15 protein-coding genes are annotated in these 17,910 nt (G+C 73.5%); 9 read left to right on the top strand and 6 right to left on the bottom strand.

Translation table 11 applies throughout. The features are described from left to right. Window positions 1–285 precede the first annotated feature (285 nt). Window positions 286–1,119, bottom strand: a complete 834-nt coding sequence (locus ACFYVL_RS41645; RefSeq protein WP_389254794.1) for an SDR family oxidoreductase — start codon at window positions 1,117–1,119, stop codon at window positions 286–288. A gap of 368 nt (window positions 1,120–1,487) precedes the next feature. On the opposite strand from ACFYVL_RS41645, the gene ACFYVL_RS41640 reads away from it, so the two are divergent. Continuing rightward, complete coding sequence (locus ACFYVL_RS41640; RefSeq protein WP_389254790.1) at window positions 1,488–2,801, top strand: serine hydrolase domain-containing protein; 1,314 nt, start codon at window positions 1,488–1,490, stop codon at window positions 2,799–2,801. A 121-nt stretch (window positions 2,802–2,922) separates the two neighbouring features. Here ACFYVL_RS41640 and ACFYVL_RS41635 read toward each other — a convergent pair whose 3' ends face one another. Then, the gene (locus ACFYVL_RS41635) at window positions 2,923–3,471 is read right to left on the bottom strand and encodes a GNAT family N-acetyltransferase (RefSeq protein ID WP_389254787.1); all 549 of its coding nucleotides are present in this window, start codon (window positions 3,469–3,471) and stop codon (window positions 2,923–2,925) included. A 151-nt stretch (window positions 3,472–3,622) separates the two neighbouring features. On the opposite strand from ACFYVL_RS41635, the gene ACFYVL_RS41630 reads away from it, so the two are divergent. Together ACFYVL_RS41630 and ACFYVL_RS41625 are read left to right on the top strand one after the other, a co-directional pair. Further along, window positions 3,623–4,258, top strand: coding sequence for an ArsR/SmtB family transcription factor (locus tag ACFYVL_RS41630; protein ID WP_389254785.1), 636 nt, complete (start codon window positions 3,623–3,625; stop codon window positions 4,256–4,258). Next, window positions 4,255–5,682, top strand: coding sequence for an MFS transporter (locus ACFYVL_RS41625; protein ID WP_389254783.1), 1,428 nt, complete (start codon window positions 4,255–4,257; stop codon window positions 5,680–5,682). Before ACFYVL_RS41630 ends, ACFYVL_RS41625 begins: the two co-directional genes overlap by 4 nt. 14 nt (window positions 5,683–5,696) lie before the next feature. Here ACFYVL_RS41625 and ACFYVL_RS41620 read toward each other — a convergent pair whose 3' ends face one another. From ACFYVL_RS41620 to ACFYVL_RS41605, 4 genes are all read right to left on the bottom strand, one after another. Further along, the gene (locus ACFYVL_RS41620) at window positions 5,697–7,100 is read right to left on the bottom strand and encodes an FtsW/RodA/SpoVE family cell cycle protein (protein ID WP_389254803.1); all 1,404 of its coding nucleotides are present in this window, start codon (window positions 7,098–7,100) and stop codon (window positions 5,697–5,699) included. A 242-nt stretch (window positions 7,101–7,342) separates the two neighbouring features. Beyond that, window positions 7,343–8,611, bottom strand: a complete 1,269-nt coding sequence (locus ACFYVL_RS41615) for an LCP family protein (protein WP_389254781.1) — start codon at window positions 8,609–8,611, stop codon at window positions 7,343–7,345. Between the two features lie 108 nt (window positions 8,612–8,719). Then, complete coding sequence (locus ACFYVL_RS41610) at window positions 8,720–10,240, bottom strand: sensor histidine kinase (RefSeq protein WP_389254779.1); 1,521 nt, start codon at window positions 10,238–10,240, stop codon at window positions 8,720–8,722. Beyond that, window positions 10,230–10,907: a response regulator transcription factor gene (locus ACFYVL_RS41605; RefSeq protein ID WP_389254776.1), complete on the bottom strand. Its 678-nt coding sequence runs from the start codon at window positions 10,905–10,907 to the stop codon at window positions 10,230–10,232. Before ACFYVL_RS41605 ends, ACFYVL_RS41610 begins: the two co-directional genes overlap by 11 nt. A gap of 540 nt (window positions 10,908–11,447) precedes the next feature. Here ACFYVL_RS41605 and ACFYVL_RS41600 point away from each other — a divergent pair. The 6 genes from ACFYVL_RS41600 to ACFYVL_RS41575 all read left to right on the top strand — a co-directional run bounded on the left by ACFYVL_RS41600 (window position 11,448) and on the right by ACFYVL_RS41575 (window position 17,901). After that, window positions 11,448–13,202, top strand: coding sequence for an ABC transporter permease (locus tag ACFYVL_RS41600; protein ID WP_389254775.1), 1,755 nt, complete (start codon window positions 11,448–11,450; stop codon window positions 13,200–13,202). Window positions 13,203–13,306: 104 nt separating this feature from the next. Beyond that, window positions 13,307–14,662 (top strand): nitrate/sulfonate/bicarbonate ABC transporter ATP-binding protein, encoded by a 1,356-nt coding sequence (locus ACFYVL_RS41595; protein ID WP_389254774.1) that lies wholly within the window; start codon window positions 13,307–13,309, stop codon window positions 14,660–14,662. Further along, window positions 14,659–14,850 carry a hypothetical protein gene (locus tag ACFYVL_RS41590; protein ID WP_389254772.1) on the top strand — a complete coding sequence of 64 codons (192 nt, stop codon included), beginning with the start codon at window positions 14,659–14,661 and terminating at the stop codon, window positions 14,848–14,850. The genes ACFYVL_RS41595 and ACFYVL_RS41590 overlap by 4 nt, the downstream gene beginning before the upstream one ends. 92 nt (window positions 14,851–14,942) lie before the next feature. Then, the gene (locus tag ACFYVL_RS41585; protein WP_389254770.1) at window positions 14,943–15,878 is read left to right on the top strand and encodes an endonuclease/exonuclease/phosphatase family protein; all 936 of its coding nucleotides are present in this window, start codon (window positions 14,943–14,945) and stop codon (window positions 15,876–15,878) included. A gap of 197 nt (window positions 15,879–16,075) precedes the next feature. Continuing rightward, complete coding sequence (locus tag ACFYVL_RS41580) at window positions 16,076–16,933, top strand: dihydroorotate dehydrogenase electron transfer subunit (RefSeq protein WP_389254768.1); 858 nt, start codon at window positions 16,076–16,078, stop codon at window positions 16,931–16,933. Then, entirely contained in the window at window positions 16,933–17,901 is a 969-nt protein-coding gene (locus ACFYVL_RS41575) for a dihydroorotate dehydrogenase (protein WP_389254766.1), read from the top strand. The genes ACFYVL_RS41580 and ACFYVL_RS41575 overlap by 1 nt, the downstream gene beginning before the upstream one ends. Window positions 17,902–17,910 lie beyond the last annotated feature (9 nt).

Raw genomic sequence — 17,910 nt, 5'->3', positions numbered from 1 at the left:
ACGAATCGCTGCGGACCGCCACCATGATCCTCGTCTCCCCCGAGCAGCCGGCGACGGTCCTCGCGTCGGGGGGGGGCCCCCGCCGGGGGGGGGGGCCGGGGGGGGGGGCGGGGGGGGGGGGGGGGCGCGGGCGGGGGCGGGGGGGGGGGCGGGGGGGGCCCCCCCGGAAACCCCCCCCCCCCCCCCCGCCGGGCGGCCCCCCCCCCGGGGCCCCCCCCCCCCGCCCCGGCGGGGGGGGGGGGGCCCCCGGGGGGCCCCCCCCCGCCACGGCATTCCGGCGAGGACTCAGCGGAACGCGTCGGCATTCTCCTGGGCCCACTGCCGGAACGGCCTGGCCGGGGAGCCCGTGATCCGTACGACGGTGTCGCGCACCCTGAGCACCTCCTCGTTGAGGTCCCCGCCCGTCACGTCCAGGACCGCGTCCGCCGCCTCCTCCCCGAAGACCGCGGCCATCCCCGCACGGGCCTCCTGCCTGCTGATTGCGGCGAACGGCAGCTCCCGCCCGAGGACTTCCGCGAGGGCCGCGACCTGCTGCCTCGGACTCACCGGCTCGGGACCGGTCAGGGCGTACGTCCGCCCCCGGTGGCCCGGCTCGGTGAGTGCCGCGCGGGCCACCGAGGCGATGTCGGCGGGGTGGATCGTGGGCAGTCCGGTGTCCGCGTACGGCGCGTGGACCGTCGCGCGGTCGCGTATCGGTGCCGCCCACATCAGGGCGTTGGAGGCGAACTGCGTCGGCCGCAGGACCGTCCAGGCCAGGCCGCTGTCCTGGACCAGCCGTTCGACCTCCCGGTTCTCCTCGGCGGGGCCCAGGTGCGGGTGGGATTGCACGGTGATGGACGACACCAGCACCACGTGTTCCACTCCCGCCGCCCGTGCCGCCCCGACGATCTCCGCGTCCGGACCGAGCCTCGGCAGGAGGAACAGCGAACGCACCCCCTCCAGAGCGGACTTCAGCGACTTCGGATCGGCCAGGTCGCCCTCGACGGCCTCGACGCCGTCGGGGAACCGGGCCCGTGCGGCGTCCCGGGTCAGCGCTCTCACCGGCCCCGCACCCTGCGCGTGCAACTGCCCCAGCAGCGCACTTCCGATGTTTCCGGTGGCTCCGGTCACGAGAATCATCCGCGCGTCCTCCCGTCGTCAGGCGATCAACTCCGGGACACGCTAAAAGCTCGATCGCGCTTGAGGTCAAGGCGCTCACCGGGCGGGCACGTCATACTGCCCGTCAGATCCGCTCGTGAGCCGCTTCGTTGGTCCGGGACCGAACTCGACATCCACCGTCGCCCCATCCCATACGAGATGATCACGTCGTTCGCAAGCAAACCTGACAAACGTCATCCCTTCGTGTGAGCAAGGTCGTTCTGAAGTCGGACGGATTTCCGGTGTGACGCGCCAAGGATGGAGACACCTGCCCTTTCCATCCGATGAGACGGGATCCACGTATGCGCCTCACGCAGCCGAGTCTTCGCACGAACCGCCCGAGAGCCCGTATGACCGCAGTGGCCTCGGCGGTTCTGCTGTCGTTGGCGGTCGGCGCGCTTCCGGCCTCGGCAGCCGCGCCGCAGTCGGCCTCCGTCACCGCGTCCGAGGCGTCCGCCGCTCCCGCCGCGGCCTCCGCCCTCGACCGGAAGGCGCTGCGCGCCTCGCTCGACGCGTTCCACAAGGCCGGGATGTACGGGGCCTATTCGTCGGTCCGGGACGGCTCCGAGCAGTGGCGCGGGGCGACCGGTGTCGCCGACATCGGCAACGGGCGGCCGATGCAGCCGCACTACCAGCACCGGATCGGCAGCATCACCAAGACCTTCACCTCGGTGGCCGTGCTCCAGCAGGTCGCCAAGGGGCGCGTCGCCCTGGACGCCCCGATCGGCGACTACCTCCCCGAGCTGGTGCCCGGCGAGCGCGGCCGGCAGGTGACGGTGCGGATGCTGCTGAACCACACGAGCGGCATCGCCGACTACATACTTCCCGCCTTCCCCAAGCTGGCCCAGGACCCCGGGCAGGCCCTGGACGAGGGCAGGTTCCGCAAGCTGGACCCCGAGGACCTGATCCGCCTCGGCCTGGCCGCCAAGCCGGTGGCACCGCGCGGCACCCACTCCTACTCGAACACCAATTACCTCATCGCCGGGCAGCTGCTGAAGAAGGTCACGGGCCAGGACCCCGAGGCGTACATCAGCCGGAACGTCATCCGCAAGGCCGGGCTGCGGCACACCTACTTCCCGCACTCCCCGCGCATCTCCGGACCGCACGCCAAGATGTACGAGTCCTTCTACGGCACCATCGAACCGGCGCGCGACTACAGCGTGTACGACATGTCGTGGGCCGGGACGGCCGGGGCCATGGTCTCCACGACGGACGACCTCAACAACTTCTACCGTCAGCTCCTGAGCGGCAAGCTGCTCGGGGCGGCGGAGCTGCGGGAGATGAAGAGGACGGTCCCCGCGTACGAGCCCGAGCCGGGGCAGGAGGCGCAGATGCGGTACGGCCTGGGTCTGTACACGCTCCAGATGCCCAGCGGCGGCTGGTACTGGGGCCACGACGGAGGCGTGTTCGGGGCGGGGACCTGGGCGCTGTCCACGGAGGACGGGCGCCGCCAGGTCGCGATCGGCTACAACCTGATGAAGTACGAGCGGTTCGCCGACGACGGCACGCCGCTGCCGAACCCGATCGGTGCGGCGCTGGTCGGCTACGTGGACGGCGCGGTGAGCGGCACCCCGGCCAAGCCGGCCGCGCCGGCCCGCGGGGCGGCACAGGTGCCGGTGCCCCAGCGGCTGGTCGCCCCGGAGCAGTTGCTGCGCCACGGCTGACGCGTCGGCGTAGCGCAGAGGGCCCGTCTCCAGCGGCCCCTGTCCCCCCACCACGTGGGGGGACAGGGGCCGCTCGGGGTCCGTGCGGGAATGCGGGCGGGCGTCCGGGAGGGCCGGGACCTCACCGTTCTCCGTTCAGCAGCGCGTACATGTACATGTCCCGCCGGTCCGGTCCCACCTGCTGCCAGCTCCGCAGCAGCCCCTCGCGCCGGAACCCGGCGCGCTCCGCGGTGCGTACGGAGCCGGTGTTCCACGGCTCCACGTACAGCTCCAGTCGGGGGATGCGCAGGGTGGTCAGCGCCCAGTCGGCGACGGCACCGAGCGCGGCGGCCGCCGCACCCTGTCCGCGCGCCGACTCGACGACCCAGTAGCCCAGCGAGGCCCGGCCCTGTCCCAGGTCGCGCAACCACAGCCTGACGGTCCCGACCGGCCGGCCGGCCGCGTTCACGATGACGAACGGATACCCGCTGCGCGCGGTCGCCCGCCCCCACTGCCGCTGGACGAACGCGACGCCCGCCGGCTCCGAGTAGGGCGAGGGCACGGTGGTGATGAGGGGGATGTACGCGTCCTGGGACGCCTCGCTGACCAGGGGGAGGTCCGAGAGCCGCCAGGGCCGGAGTCCGAACCCCGCGTCGGCGGCGAGTTCGGGCACGTCAAGTGGTTGATCCATCCATCTATCCTGCCGTGCCGCAGGTCCGGGCGCCCGGGGATATGTGCGCCGTTACCTCACATCGCACCCCGCTCCCCCTTCACTCCGCTGGAACACCCCCGGCAGATACGAGCGTTGACTCTCACGAATTATGAGAGGACACTCTCACGTCATGGAATCCAACAACCGACTGGGCGACATCGAGATCACCGATCCGCAGGCGATGCGCGCGTTGGCCCATCCGGTGCGGCTCGCGATCCTCGACCGGTTGCGGCGGCACGGGCCGGCGACCGCCACGGAGCTGTCGCCCCATGTGGGGGCCACTCCGACCGTGACCAGCTGGCATCTGCGGCACCTGGCGGGTTTCGGGCTGGTCCGGGACAGCGAGCCGGGGCCGGACCGCCGTCAGCGGCGGTGGGAGGCGGTGGCGCGCGGGTTCCGGTTCGAGTCGCCCAAGGACCCGGCGGACGAGGAGGGCCGGTCGGCCGCGCGGGTGCTGACGCAGCAGATGTTCCTGCGGCACGCGGAGGTGCCGGGCCGGTGGGCCGCCGAGGTCGAACCCGAACTGGGCCCGGAATGGAGCCGGTTGGCAGGGCTGGCCGACACTCGCCTCGTCGTCTCCGCCGAAGAGCTCGCCGCCGTCGAGGACGCGATCGAGAGGGTGCTCGCACCGTACGTCACCCGCGATCCGGACGAGCGGCCCGCCGACGCCCGGGGCGTCCGGCTGATGCGCTACGTCCTCCCGGAGGGCGACGAGGAGCCGGCCGGGCGGGACGGGAAGGCCGGGCCGCGGGGGGAGGCGCGGTGAGCGGCGTGCGCGCCGACACCACGGCATCCCTGTGGCGGGACCGACGGTTCCTGCGGTTCTGGGCAGGTCAGTCGGTCTCCCAGTTCGGCGACCGGATCACCGAACTCGCCCTGCCCCTGATAGCCGTCGGCGCCCTGAACGCCACGGCCAACCAAGTGGCCTGGCTGACCGCGCTGATCTGGACCCCGAACCTGCTCGCCGTCCTGCTGGGCGCCTGGGTCGACCACCGGCCCCGCAAGCGCCGCCTGATGATCCTCGCCGACCTGGTGCGCGCCGGAGTGCTGCTCAGCGTGCCGGCCGCGTACCTGCTGGGGGCGGTGACGCTGGTACAGCTGTACGCGGTGGCGCTGCTGACCGGCGCCGCCGGGGTGCTGTTCAACAACGCCTATCCGCCCTTCTTCGTACGTCTCGTACCGCGTTCCTCGTACGTCGACGCGAACAGCAAGCTCAGCGCCAGCCGTTCCGCCTCCCAGGTCGCCGGGCCGGCCATCGGGGGCGTGCTGGTCCAGGCCCTGAGCGCGCCCGTCACCCTCGTCCTGGACGCCCTGACCTTCGTGGCGTCGGCGGTGCTGCTCGGCAAGGTCGCCGTCGACGAACCCCCTGCCGCCTCCGCGGAGGCGGCACCCTCGCTGCTGCGGCGCTCCCGGGCGGGTCTGTCGTACGTCGTGGGACACCCGGTGCTGCGGGCCGCCCTCGGCTGCGCGGCGACCGTCAACTTCTTCACCTTCGTCGCGGGCAGCGGGCTGGTCGTGCTGTTCGCCAGCCGGGACCTGGGGCTGTCCGCCGGGGTGATCGGCGTCGCCCTCGGGGTCGGGGCGAGCGGCGCCCTGCTCGGCGCGGTAATCGCCCCGAGGATCTCGCGGCGGATCGGTGTGGGGCGCAGCATCCTCGTGGGCTCGGTGCTGTTCCCGGCGCCGATCGCCCTCGCCGCGGCGGCGGGCGGCCCACTCTGGGTCCGTGCCGGGGCCCTGGCCGCGGCGAACTTCCTCTCCGGGTTCGGCGTCATGCTGTTCGACGTCAATCTCAACTCGCTCCAGGCCGCGGTGATCCCGGACCGCATGCGCAGCCGGGTCGCGGGCGCCTTCAGCACTCTCAACTACGGCATTCGCCCGCTCGGAGCCGTCGTCGGCGGTCTGCTCGCGACCCAGCTCGGCCTCAGGGCGACGCTCGTCGTCGCCGCTGTCGGCGGGTCCCTGTCCCTGCTGTGGCTGCTGGCCTCGCCCATACCCCGGGTACGGACCCTGGACCAGGTCCGCGCGACGGACCCGGCGGACGGGAGCGCGGAGGGCGTGGCAGCGAGCGCGGAGGGCGTGGCCGAGAACACGGAGGGCGGGGCCGGGGCGGCGGGCGGTGGCCGGTCGGTGGCGCGTGGCGGCGGGCCGGCGGGCGACCGGGCCAACACGGTGCGGAAGTCCGGTTCCTGAGGGCCCTGTCCGCTTCAGCCGTGGCCCGGCGTTCCCCGGCCCGTGCGGGCGGAGCCGGGGGTGCCGCCGGTGTGGATGGCCATGGTCGCGTCGTGCTGGGTGTCCCTGTCCGGTTGCCGGGCGCGGCAGAGGTCCCGCCGGGTTTGGTGACTGATCGTCAGGAGCAAGGCGATCAGAAGCCAGTTGGCGACCATCGACGAGCCGCCCTGGGCGAGGAAGGGCAGTGCCTTACCGGTGAAGGGCATCAGTCCGGTGACTCCGGCCACGATGATGAACACCTGGAACCCGAGCACCAGCGACAGCCCCGCGGCGAGCAGTTTACCGAAGGGGTTGCCGCAGGTGAGGGCCGTACGGAAACCCCGGGTGACCAGGAGCGTGTAGAGCAGCAGCACCGCCATGACACCGGCCAGGCCGAGTTCCTCGCCGACGGTGGTGAGGATGAAGTCGCTGCGTCCGGCGAATCCGATGAGTTCGGGGTGGCCCTGCCCCAGGCCGGTGCCGGTGAGGCCACCGCTGCCGAACCCGAAGAGCGCCTCGGCCGCCTGGTCGGAGACCAGGCCCGCCGGCCGCTGGTCGGGCGGCAGGTAGATGTCGAAGGGGTGCAGCCAGGCGGCGATCCGACCCCGTACGTGCGGTTCGGTCGCGCCGACGGCCACGGCGCCCACGACGGTCATGGCGATGCCGCACGCCACCCAGTTGGTGCGTTCGGTGGCGATGTACAGCATGGCGACGAACAGGCCGAAGAAGAGCAGCGAGGTACCCAGGTCCCGTTCGAAGACCAGGACCAGCAGGCTGGTCAGCCAGACCGCGGCGATGGGGCCGATCTGGCGGCCGTACGGCAGCGTCATGCCGAGCCACTTGCGGCCCGTGCAGGACAGGGCGTCGCGGTGGAGCACCAGGAACCCGGCGAAGAACGCCACGATGCTCAGCTTGGCGAACTCGCCCGGCTGGAAGGAGAGCGGCCCGAGGTAGACCCAGCGCTTGGCGCCGTAGGTGTCACCGGGGAAGAAGGCGGGCGCCATGAGCAGCGCGAGCGACGCGGCCATCGTGACGTACAGGTAGCGCTGGAGCTGCCGGTAGTCCCGCAGCGTCCACAGGACGAGGATGGCGACGGCCACCGCGAGTACGGTCCAGACGAGCTGGCCGCCGCCCGCGGGTGCCGAGCCGAACCGCTCGGCGTAGGACAGGTCCAGGCGCTGGATCAGGACGAGTCCCAGGCCGGTGAGGAGGTAGGCGACGGGGAGGATCAGCGGGTCGGCGTGCGGTGTGAACCTGCGGACCGCGAGGTGGGCGGTGGTGACGAGGCACAGCTGCGAGAGGGCGAACCCGGTCGGGTTCGCGGGGAGTTCGCCGGTGATCGCCAGGCTCGCGACGAGGTGGCCGAACACGACGATGCTGAGGCCGAGTGCCAGCAGCATCGCTTCCGCGCGCCGCGGGTTCGGCCGACGGGCCTGCGCGTCGTCCTCGTCCTGCGCGGGGGTGCGGGGGCCGGGCCCGTACGGGCCGTCCGGCGCGGGCGTCCGGTGGCCACGGCCGCGCGGCGGCCGGGCCTGTGGGCGGCCCGTACGAGACGCAGGGGCCGTGTGGGGCGGGTGGGCCCGGGGGCCGCGGGTGTTCGCCGCGCGGGGCGGCGGGCCGGCGGGGTACGTCGCGTCCGTGTTCAGTTCACGCACGGCACGCCTCCCCCGGCCACCTTGTCCTCGTTCTTCCCCGCGTCCTCGTCCGGGTGCTTCGTGGACTCCTCGCCGTGGTCCTCGGGGCCCTTGGAGTCCTTGGAGTCCTTGGAGTCCTGCTTCGGGGTGCCGTGCGAGCGGTCCGGTGCGGGCTTGTCGGCGGTCTGCTCCTGGACGCGCCGGCGCACCAGGTCGCGGTCGACGATGTTGACGTCCTCGCCGTGGTGCTTGGCGAAGCGCTCCACCGGCAGGGTGGTGAACTCCACCTTCCCGCCGGTCAGGTTCTTGGCCTGCTGCACGAAGGAGAAGACGCCCCAGCCCTCGTCGAGCACCACGTTGTCCTTCACCACGTTCTTGAGGTCGAGCAGCCTGGCCGGGTTGGTCAGCGTGCCCACGCTGTTGACCTGGTGCAGGGCGGAGGCGAGGAAGGCCTGCTGGCGGCGGGTGCGGTCGAGGTCCCCGCGGGCCAGCCCGTGCCGCTGGCGTACGAAGGCCAGTGCCTGCTGCCCGTCGAGCTTCTGCCGGCCCGCCGGGAAGTCGGCCCCCGAGTAGCGGTCCTTGGCAGGCTTGTTGAGGCAGACCTCGACCCCGTCCAGCGCGTCCGCCAGGCGGAAGAAGCCCGCCAGGCTGACCTCGGCGAAGTGGTCGACGGGGACGCCGAGGAATTCGCGCACGGTCCTGATCTGGGACTTGCGGCCCGCTTCCCGGCCCGCGTGCTCCAGTTCGCGGCCGTCCCTGACGCCCTGGCCGCGCAGCCGGGTCTCCTCGGCGGCCTTGGCCAGGCCGTACGCCTTCTTGATCTTGTCCTTGCCGTGCCCGGGGATGTCGACCAGGTCGTCGCGCGGGATGGAGAAGCCCTTGGCCTTGCCGCCGTCGGCGGGGATGTGCAGCAGGATCAGCGTGTTGGCGTTGTAGCCGCCGATCTCGGAGCTTCCCGCGTGCAGCTTCTTCAGCACGGGTGCGGGGAGTTCCTCGCCGTTCAGGTCCTTGCGGGTGTCGAGGCCCATCAGGAGGATGTTCGTCGCGCCGGCCTCGGACCTGGGCGCGTCGCCGTCCAGTGCGGACGAGGAGCCGATGCTGTCGATCTCGCGGTACAGGTACCAGGCCGCCGCGCCGCCGCAGAGCCCGAGGACGCCGGTGAGGATCAGCAGCGTACGGCCGAGCCGGGCGCCGCGGCGCGGACCGCGTCGGCCCGAGCTCCGGCGGCGTGAGCGATGGCGGCGTGAGCGGTTGCTGTCGGCTCGGTGCTGGGGCATGGGACGATCCTGGGCGTCCGTTCCTGAACGGCTGCTGAGGAACCGGAAGAGGGCTTCAGGAACCGGTCGCGGGGCCGGGAGCGGCCTCTCCGGTACCGGCGGCGCGCGTCAGCCGTGCTCCGGCCCGTCGGCCCTGGGCAGCCGCAGCACCATCCGCGCACCCCGCTCGCCCGGCTCGCCCGGCTCCACCCGCAGCGTGCCGCCGTGGGCGTGCGCGATCTCACGGGCGATGGCGAGGCCCAGCCCGGTGCCTCCGCTGGCCCGGTTGCGGTCCGCCTCCAGGCGGGTGAACCGTTCGAACACCGCTTCCCGCGCCTCGGGCGGAATGCCGGGCCCGTCGTCCTCCACCGCGAGCAGCGCGGTGCCGGTGGCGGGGTCGTCGGTGGTGGTGATCCGCACCCGGGTGTCGGCGAACCGCTGGGCGTTGTCCAGGAGGTTGGCCAGCAGCCGCTCCAGCTGTCCGGGGTCCGCCCGTACGAGTACGGGGTCGTCGTCCGCGTCCAGGGTCGGCGGCACCCGGGCCGAGCGCCGCCGGGCGATCTTCTCGGCGGCCAGCAGCGACAGGTCGACCAGTTGCGCGGCGGGCGGCCGGCGGGCGTCGAGGCGGGCGAGGAGCAGCAGGTCCGTGGCGATGTGCTCCAGCCGTACGGTGCTGGCGAGTGCCTGGGAGAGGGAGGCCGCGGTGTCGGGATCGGGCCGGTTCAGCAGGGCCAGTTCGAGTTCGGCGCGGGTGGCCGCGATGGGGTTGCGCAGTTCGTGGGAGGCGTCGGCGACGAACTGGCGCTGGCGGGTCACGGAGCGCTCCAGCCGTTCCAGGGTGTCGTTGACGGTCTCGGCGAGGCGGGTGATCTCGTCGCGCCCGCCGGGGGCCGGCACCCGGTGACCGAGCCGGTCGGCGGTGACGCCGGCGAGTTCCCTGCGGATGGACTCCACGGGGCGCAGTGCGGCCCCGGTCGCGAACCAGGCGATGAGGCCGGTGAGCAGGGCGACCACCGGGGCGCCGACCAGGATGGTGGTGCCCAGTGCCCGTTGGGCGTCGGACTCGGCGTTGAGGATGGTCATCGCGTAGACGTAGCGCTCGCCGTGCGGCGAGGGGGTGCTCACGACGGCGACGAGGCTGGTGTGGCCGGCCAGTGCGGGGGCGGGGGCGAAGTCCCGTACGGCGGAGTCCTCGCCGGGGGCGGGCCGGAACCCGGCGAGGAGCGCGGCGCGGGCGGCGGGGTCGGGGGCGGTGCTGGTCAGGGGGCGGCCCCGGTCGTCGAGGACGACGAGGGCGTCCACGCCGCCCGCCGGTTCCGGCATGTCGGCGGGCAGCGGTCCGGGCCGGGCGGCGATGTCCGCGGCGGCCTGCCGGGCGGCCAGCTCGGTGCGGGCCGCGGTGCTGTCGGCGAGGTTGCCGCGCAGCGTGACGTACAGCCAGCCGCCGCCGAGGGCGAGGGCCACCACCATGACGAGGACGGCCGCCAGGGTGGCGCGGGCGCGCAGGGTGCGCGGCGCGTGCGGGCGGAGGCGGCGCGGGGCGCGTGGGGCGGACCGTCCCGGTGCGTGCCGGGCGGGCGGGGGTGTGCCGGTGGTGTCCGCGGCGCGGTCGCCCGGCGTGCCGCCGTCGGCCGCGGGGTCAGGCGTCATCGGGAGCCAGCCGGTAGCCGATGCCCCGGACGGTACGGATGGTGTGCCGGCCGAAGGGGGTGTCGATCTTTCTGCGCAGCGAGCTGACGTACACCTCGACGATGTTGGGGTCGAGGTCCGCGGGCGAGTCCCAGACCTCGTCGAGGATGTCCTGCTTCGACACGGTGCCGCCGCCCGCGGTGAGCAGGCAGGCGAGCACTTCGCTCTCGCGTGCGGTCAGCTCGACGGTCCGCTCGCCGCGTTTGCACAGCCGGGCGGCCACGTCGAGCGTGAGGTCGCCGACCTGGAGGGTCGCGGGCCGCTCGCGTCCGGCCCGGCGGCCCAGGGCGCGCAGCCGGGCGAGCAGCACGACGAGCGAGAACGGCTTGGTGAGGTAGTCGTCGGCGCCCGCGTCGAGCCCGTCGGCCTCCTCGTACTCCCCGTCCTTCGCGGTGAGGATCAGGACGAGGGCGTGCTGGTCCACGGCGCGCAGCCGGCGGCAGACCTCCAGGCCGCCGAGGCCGGGCAGCATCAGATCCAGCACGACGACGTCGTAGCCGCCGGTGAGCGCCAACTCCAGGCCGGTGTGCCCGTCGTGGGCGACGTCCACCCAGTGGCCGTCCGAGGAGACGGCCCGGCGCAGGGTGTCGGCGAGTGCTTGCTCGTCTTCGATGACCAGGATCTTCACTGCTCAAATGTCACATACCTCGTGATTGTGCGGCGAACCGCCCGCGCGGACGGCCGGGTGGTGAGGGGCGGACCGGCCGCGGAGACGGCCGGGGGGACGTGGGAGGAATCGGCCGCGCGGGCGGTCCTGGCCCGGGGTTCCTGAAGGCCGCTTCAGGTCGCTCAGGCTGCCTTCAGCCTCCCCGCGTCAGGGTGGAGGGGCGGCGCCGGAAGAGCGCCGCCCGAGGATGTGAGGAGGTGGTCGTTGTGCCGTACAGCGACCCTCCCAGTCGTGCATCCCGCTGCTCCGTGCGTGCCCACTCCGCCGGACAGCCGCGGCTCGGCCCCGCCGCCCGAACGGCCTGAGGGGTCCGGCTCCCACCGGTCCGAGCGGCCCGGCGCGCCCCGACGCGCGTCGCCGCCCGGGGCCGCACCGCGTCCCGCCCTTTTCGCCCCACCGCCCGCCGGGCTCTCCGTGCCCCGGGCCACCCCGCCCCCGGGCCCGTGCCGCGCGGCAGTGCCGCGCCGTGCCGCCGTGCCCGCATACCTTCCGGGTTCCACCATGTCCAAGCTCCGCCAGTCCCCCGCTCCCACCCCGCCGCGCTCCCGCGACGCCGCCGTGCGCGTCGCCCGGCTGCGCCCCGCCGACGTCCTCGTACTGCTCGGGCTCGTCGCGGTCTTCTACCTGGTGGCCAGGGTCGGCGCCTCGACCGACCAGCCCTACGACGCGGGCCGGCCGCCGGTCGTGTCCACCGATCCCGGCCAACTGCCGTACTACGCGGCGCGCTCGATGCTGCGGATGTTCGCCGGTCTCGTCCCGGCCGTGCTCTTCACCTTCGTCTTCGGCACCTGGGCGGCCCGCTCGCGGCGCGCGGCCAAGGTGATCGTGCCGGCCGTGGACATCCTCCAGTCGGTACCGGTGCTCACCTTCCTGAGCATCACCGTCACCGGTTTCATCGCGATGTTCCCCGGCTCCACGCTCGGCCTCGAAATGGCGTCCGTCTTCGCCGTGTTCACCGCGCTGGTGTGGAACATGACGATGGCCTTCTACCAGTCGCTCACCACCCAGTCCAAGGAGCTGGACGAGGCGGCCCGTCTGATGCGCCTCACCCGCTGGCAGCGGTTCTGGAAGGTCGACCTGCCCAGCGGCATGATCGCCCAGGTCTGGAACGGCATGATCAGCTTCGGTGCGGCGTGGTTCGCGCTGTCCGCGTCCGAGACGATCAGCGTCAACGGACAGGACAACGGGCTGCCGGGTGTCGGCTCCTACGTGGCGCAGGCCCTGGACAACGGGGAGGGCGGCCGGGTCGCCCTCGCCATCCTCGTGATGATCGCGATGGTCGTCTCCGTCAACTTCTTCTTCTGGCGGCCGATCACCGCGTGGGCCGAGCGGTTCCGCACCGAGGACTGCGAGATCGCCGAGCAGCCCCGCAGCTGGTTCCTGAACGTGCTGCGCCGCTCCACCCTGCCCGCACTGCTGGGCCGGCTGCTGCGACCGGTCGGCGAACAGCTGGACCGTGCCATGCGGGTCCTGGGCACCAGCCCCGGGCGGCTGCACCACGACCCGGTCCGCCGCAGGCTCGCCGACATCGTCTTCTACGTGCTGTACACGGTCACCGTCGCGCTCGTCCTGGGGAAGGCCTGCGCGTACATCCTGGACAGCGTCCCGCTGAGCGAGGTCGGCCACGCGGCCTGGCTCGCGCTGATCACCTACGGCCGCGTCATGATCCTCGTGGTCCTGTCCACCCTCGTCTGGGTGCCCGTCGGCGCCTGGATCGGGATGAACCCGCGGGTCAACCGGATCGCCCAGCCGATCGTGCAGGTCCTCGCCTCCTTCCCGTCCAACTTCCTCTTCCCGCTCGCCGTCGTGGTCCTCAGCGCCTCGGGCATGTCCCTGAACTGGGGTGCCATCGCGCTGATGGCGCTCGGCGCCCAGTGGTACGTGCTGTTCAACGTGATCGCGGGCGCCAGCTCCATCCCCGGCGACCTGCGCGAGGCCTCCGACGACCTGGGACTGCGCGGCTGGCTGCGCTGGAAGAAGCTGATCCTGCCCGCCGTCCTCCCCTCGTACACGACCGGCGCGCTGACGGCCTCCGGCGGTGCCTGGAACGCGTCCATCCCCGGTGAGCTGGTCAGCTACGGCACCACGACGCTGACCGCCGTCGGTATCGGCGCCTACATCACGCAGGCCACCGACTCGGGCGACTTCGCCCGCAACTTCCTCGGCGCGGTCCTGATGAGCGTGTACGTCGTCCTCATCAACCGGCTGCTCTGGCGGCGGCTGTACCTGTTCGCGCAGAAGCGGTGCGCGCTGTGACCGCGCGCCGCCCGACGCGGCCCCGCCCCGGGTGCCGGCACCTCGACCCGAGCCGCTACCGGCACCCCCACCCCCGTACCTCCACGTCCCTCAGGAGCGACTCCATGAACACCACCGCCACCCGCACCCCGGCGCCCGCCGCCGCCGAAGGCACCCACGACGTCATCACCGTCAGCGGGCTCCACAAGCACTTCACCTCGCCCACCGGCGACGTACTGCCCGTGCTCCAGGACATCGAACTGACCCTGCGCGAGGGCGAGATCGTCGCGCTGCTGGGCAAGTCGGGGTCCGGCAAGTCCACGCTGCTGCGGCACATCGCCGGGCTCCTCGCCCCGTCCTCCGGCACGGTCCGCTACCGCGGCGCGCCGGTGAACGGCCCCAACCCGGGCACCGCCATGCTGTTCCAGTCCTTCGCCCTGATGCCCTGGCTGACCGTGCAGCAGAACGTCGAACTGGGCCTTCAGGCCAAGGGCGTGCTGCCCTACACGCGGCGCAGGCAGGCCCTGGAAGCCATCGACACGGTGGGGCTCGACGGTTTCGAGAACGCCTACCCCAAGGAGCTGTCGGGCGGTATGCGCCAGCGCGTCGGGTTCGCCCGCGCGCTGGTCGTGGAGCCGGACGTGCTCCTGATGGACGAGCCGTTCTCCGCGCTGGACGTCCTCACCGCGCAGACCCTGCGCAACGAACTGCTCGAACTCCTCGCCCGCCCCCAGAGCCCCACCCGCACCGCGTTGCTGGTCACCCACTCCATTGAGGAGGCCGTCCAGCTCGCCGACCGCATCCTCATCCTGGGCAGCGACCCCGGCACCATCGCGGCCGAGCTGCGGGTGGACCTGCCCCGGCCCCGCAACCGCCGCACCCCCGGCTTCGAGGCGCTCATCGAGGACGCGTACGAGTGCCTGACCGGCGAACGGTCCGACACCCCGGCGCCGCTCGGCACGCACGACCCGCTCGGCGCCGCGGCCCCGCTGCCGCAGGCCAACGTGGAGCAGCTGACCGGCCTCCTGGAGGAGCTCGACGGCCAGGACGGGGCCATGGCACTGCCTGCCCTCGCGGACGCTCTGTCGTACGAGGTCGACGACCTGATGCCGCTGGTGGAGGCGGCGCAGCTGCTGGCCTACGCCCGGATCGACACCGGCGAGCTGCGGCTGACCGCCACCGGGCGGGGCTTCGCGAACGCCGACATCCTCACCCGCAAGCACCTGTTCGCCGCAGCGGTGCTCGCCAACGTGCCGCTCATCGCCACCATCCGTACGCTCCTCATGGCCTCCGACGGCGGGCGCCTGCGCGAGCACCACGTGACGGACCGGCTCCTGGCGGGCTCCTCCGAGCAGGCGTCCCGGCAGCAGCTAGCGCTGGCGATCACCTGGGGCCGTTACGCGGAACTCTTCGAGTACGACGCGCGTGACCGGGTGCTGCTGCTGCCGCACGAGGACCACGTCGCGGGGGGCGCCCGGTGACGCCCCACGAATCGCTGCGGACCGCCACCATGATCCTCGTCTCCCCCGAGCAGCCGGCGACGGTCCTCGCGTCGGGCGCCGCACACGTCCTGTGCGGCGCCCTGCTGGGTGCCTCGGTGACGGCGGTCGCCCTCGGCCTGGCCGGCTGGGGGCCCGTTCGCGGGCGTACGGGCGGCGAGGAGCTGTGAAGGGGCGGCGCTCCGGAGGACGACCGGCTCGGGACCGGCCGGGCCCGGGGCGGCCGGGCCGCCCGTGGTCCGTGCGGGGGCGGCCGTGGTCCGTGCGGGGGCGGCCGGGCCTGCCCCTCGTCTGCCTGTGCGTGCTGCTCGCCGCGCTCCTGGTGTTCCCCGGGGCGGTGCCCAACAGCCCCGGGCACCTGGGCAGCCTGACCGAGACCGTACTGCCGTGGCTGGGCCTCGCCGTGCTGCCGCTCGCCGCCTGGGCGCTGGTCCGGCGCTCGCTCGCGGCCGTGGTGTGCGTCCTGGTCCCGGCGGTCGCCTGGGTGGTGCTGTTCGGTCCGGGTCTGCTCGCCCCGGCCGAACAGGGCACGGCACGGCCCGACTTCCGGGTGCTGACCCTGAACGTCGGCGGCGACCGCACCGACGCGCCGGCCACCGCCCGCGCGGTGCTCGCCAGCGGAGCCGACGTCGTGGCGCTGGAGAAGGTGCCGCGCACCGTCCTGCCGGTGTACGCGCGGGAACTGCGCGCCCGCTACCCGCACCACGCCGCCGGCGACACCCTCGGCCTCTGGTCCCGCTACCCCTTGCGGGACGTCGAGAAGCTGGACCTGGGCGGTGCCTGGCCGCACGCGGTGCGGGCCGTCGCCCGCACTCCCGCCGGTGACACGGCGCTGTACGCGGTGCGCCTGCCGTCCGTACGCGTCACCCTCGACCGGGGCTTCACGGTGGGCCGCCGCGACGCGAGCGCGGACCTGCTCGCCGACCGCCTCGCCCAGGACCCCGCCCGGCGGGTGGTGGTGTTCGGCGACCTCAACGGCAGCCTGCGCGACCGCGGTCTGGCGCGGCTGACCGGGCCGCTGCGCTCCACGCACGAGGAGGCTGGCGCGGGGCCGGGCTTCACCTGGCCGGCGTCGTTCCCGGTCGTGCGGCTCGACCACGTCCTGGTACGCGGTCTTTCGGCGACCGGTACGACGGTCCTGCCCGACCTGGGCAGCGACCACCGCCCGGTGCTCACCGGCCTGCGGAACGACGCGTGAGCACGCCCGACCCGGCCCCCGGGACCGGCCGCCGCCAACGACGCGTGAGCACGCCCACTCCGGCCCTCGGTTCCGGCCGCCCACGACGTGGCTTCCGGCCCGCCGCCTCAGGACCTTCGCCCGTTTCCCCTCCCCGGGCCGCCCCGTAGCTTCGCAGGCAGCGGGGCGCATCCATCCTTTCGAGAAGGGCGTACGTCATGACCACGCCGCGGCAGACGAACGCCGTCGTCGTCTCCCTTACCCCCGTCGGCGCCTACCACCGGCTGGTGCTGCGCGCCGAGGGCATCGCCGAGCACGTACTGCCGGGGCACTTCGCGGCCGTCGCCATCGGCAGACCCGGCGCCTCCGCGCTGCTGCTGCGGCGCGCCTTCTCCCTGCACCGCGCCGATCCGGTGAACGCCACGATCGAGGTCGTCTTCGCGCGGCGCGGGGCGGGCACCGCCGAGCTGGCCCGGCTGCGGTCGGGCGACGAGCTGGACGTCATCGCGCCGCTGGGCACCCCGTTCCCGGTGCCGCCGGAGCCCGGACCCGCCGTCCTGGTCGGCGGCGGCTACGGGGTCGCCCCGCTGATCCCCCTCGCCCGGCGCCTGCTGAACGCGGGCGCGCCCCAAGTGGCCTTCGTCTGCGGGGCATCGAGCGCGGAGCGGCTGTTCGGCGTGGCGGAGGCCCGCTGCCTGACCGGGCGGGTCGCGATCACCACGGACGACGGCTCGGCGGGCCGACGCGGCCTGGTCACCGGCCCGTTGCCGGAACTGATCGCCCGGACGGAGGCCACCGCCGTCTACGCCTGCGGCCCCATGGGCATGCTGCGGGCCGTCACCGAGGTCGCCGAGAGCCACGGCGTCCGGGCCTGGACGGCCGTGGAGGAGGCGATGGCGTGCGGCGTCGGCGCCTGTATGAGCTGTGTGCTGCCGGTCGTCGGCGACGACGGGGTGGCACGGTTCGTCCGGGCGTGTGTGGACGGCCCGTGCTTCGACGGGACCCGGGTGCGCTGGGACGAGGCGGGCACACTGCCCGCCGGGCTCGAAGGCGCCGAAGCGATGGGACTGCACTGATGAGCACGACGACGGCTCAGGCCGCCACCCCCGACATGACGGCGCGCTTCGGCGACGTACTCCTGCCCGGTCCCGTCACCACGGCCTCCGGATGCGCCGGTTACGGCCGGGAACTGGCCCGCTTCGTACCGCTGGACGCACTGGGCGCGCTGGTCACCAAGACGGTGATGCCCTACGTCCGGTCCGGCCGCGCGACCCCGCGCATGGCGGAGACGCCCAGCGGCATGCTCAACTCCATCGGCCTCCAGGGCAGCGGCATCGACGCCTTCATCGACCACGAACTTCCCTGGCTGTACGAGCAGGGCGCGCGCACCGTGGTCTCGGTGGCGGGCCGCGACGCCGAGGAGTACGCGTACTGCGCCCAGCGGCTGCGCGGGCTGCCCGGTGTCGTGGGTGTCGAGGTCAACATCTCCTGCCCCAACGTGGCCGACCGGGGCGCGGTGTTCGCGTGCAGCGCGGACGCCTCGTACACCGTCGTCAAGGCGGTACGGGAGGCGGCCGACCCCGCCCAGCCCGTCTACGCCAAGCTCTCCCCCGATGTCACCTCGGTCGTCGACATCGCGGCGGCGTGCGTGGCAGCGGGCGCCGACGGGCTGTCCCTCATCAACACCCTGCTCGGCATGGTCATCGACCCCGACACCCTCCGCCCCCACCTCGCGGGCTCCACCGGGGGCCTGTCCGGGCCCGCGGTACGGCCGGTCGCGGTGCGCTGCGTGCACCAGGTCCACGCGGCGATGCGGTCGGGGGCCATTTCCCGCACCGTCCCGATCTGCGGGATGGGCGGCATCCGCAATGGGAGCGACGCACTGCAGTTCGTCGCGGCCGGCGCGGACACGGTGGCCGTCGGCACCGCGATCTTCAACGACCCGCACGCCCCGACCCGCGTGGCCGACGAACTGCGCAGCGCGCTCGCCGGGCACGGCTTCACCTCCGTGGCCGAGGCGGTGGGCTGCGCACACCGCGCGTGAGGAATCTCC

Source organism: Streptomyces sp. NPDC004111 (assembly GCF_042874215.1).
Taxonomy (GTDB): domain Bacteria; phylum Actinomycetota; class Actinomycetes; order Streptomycetales; family Streptomycetaceae; genus Streptomyces.
This window is presented reverse-complemented; position numbering and strand designations above follow the sequence as displayed.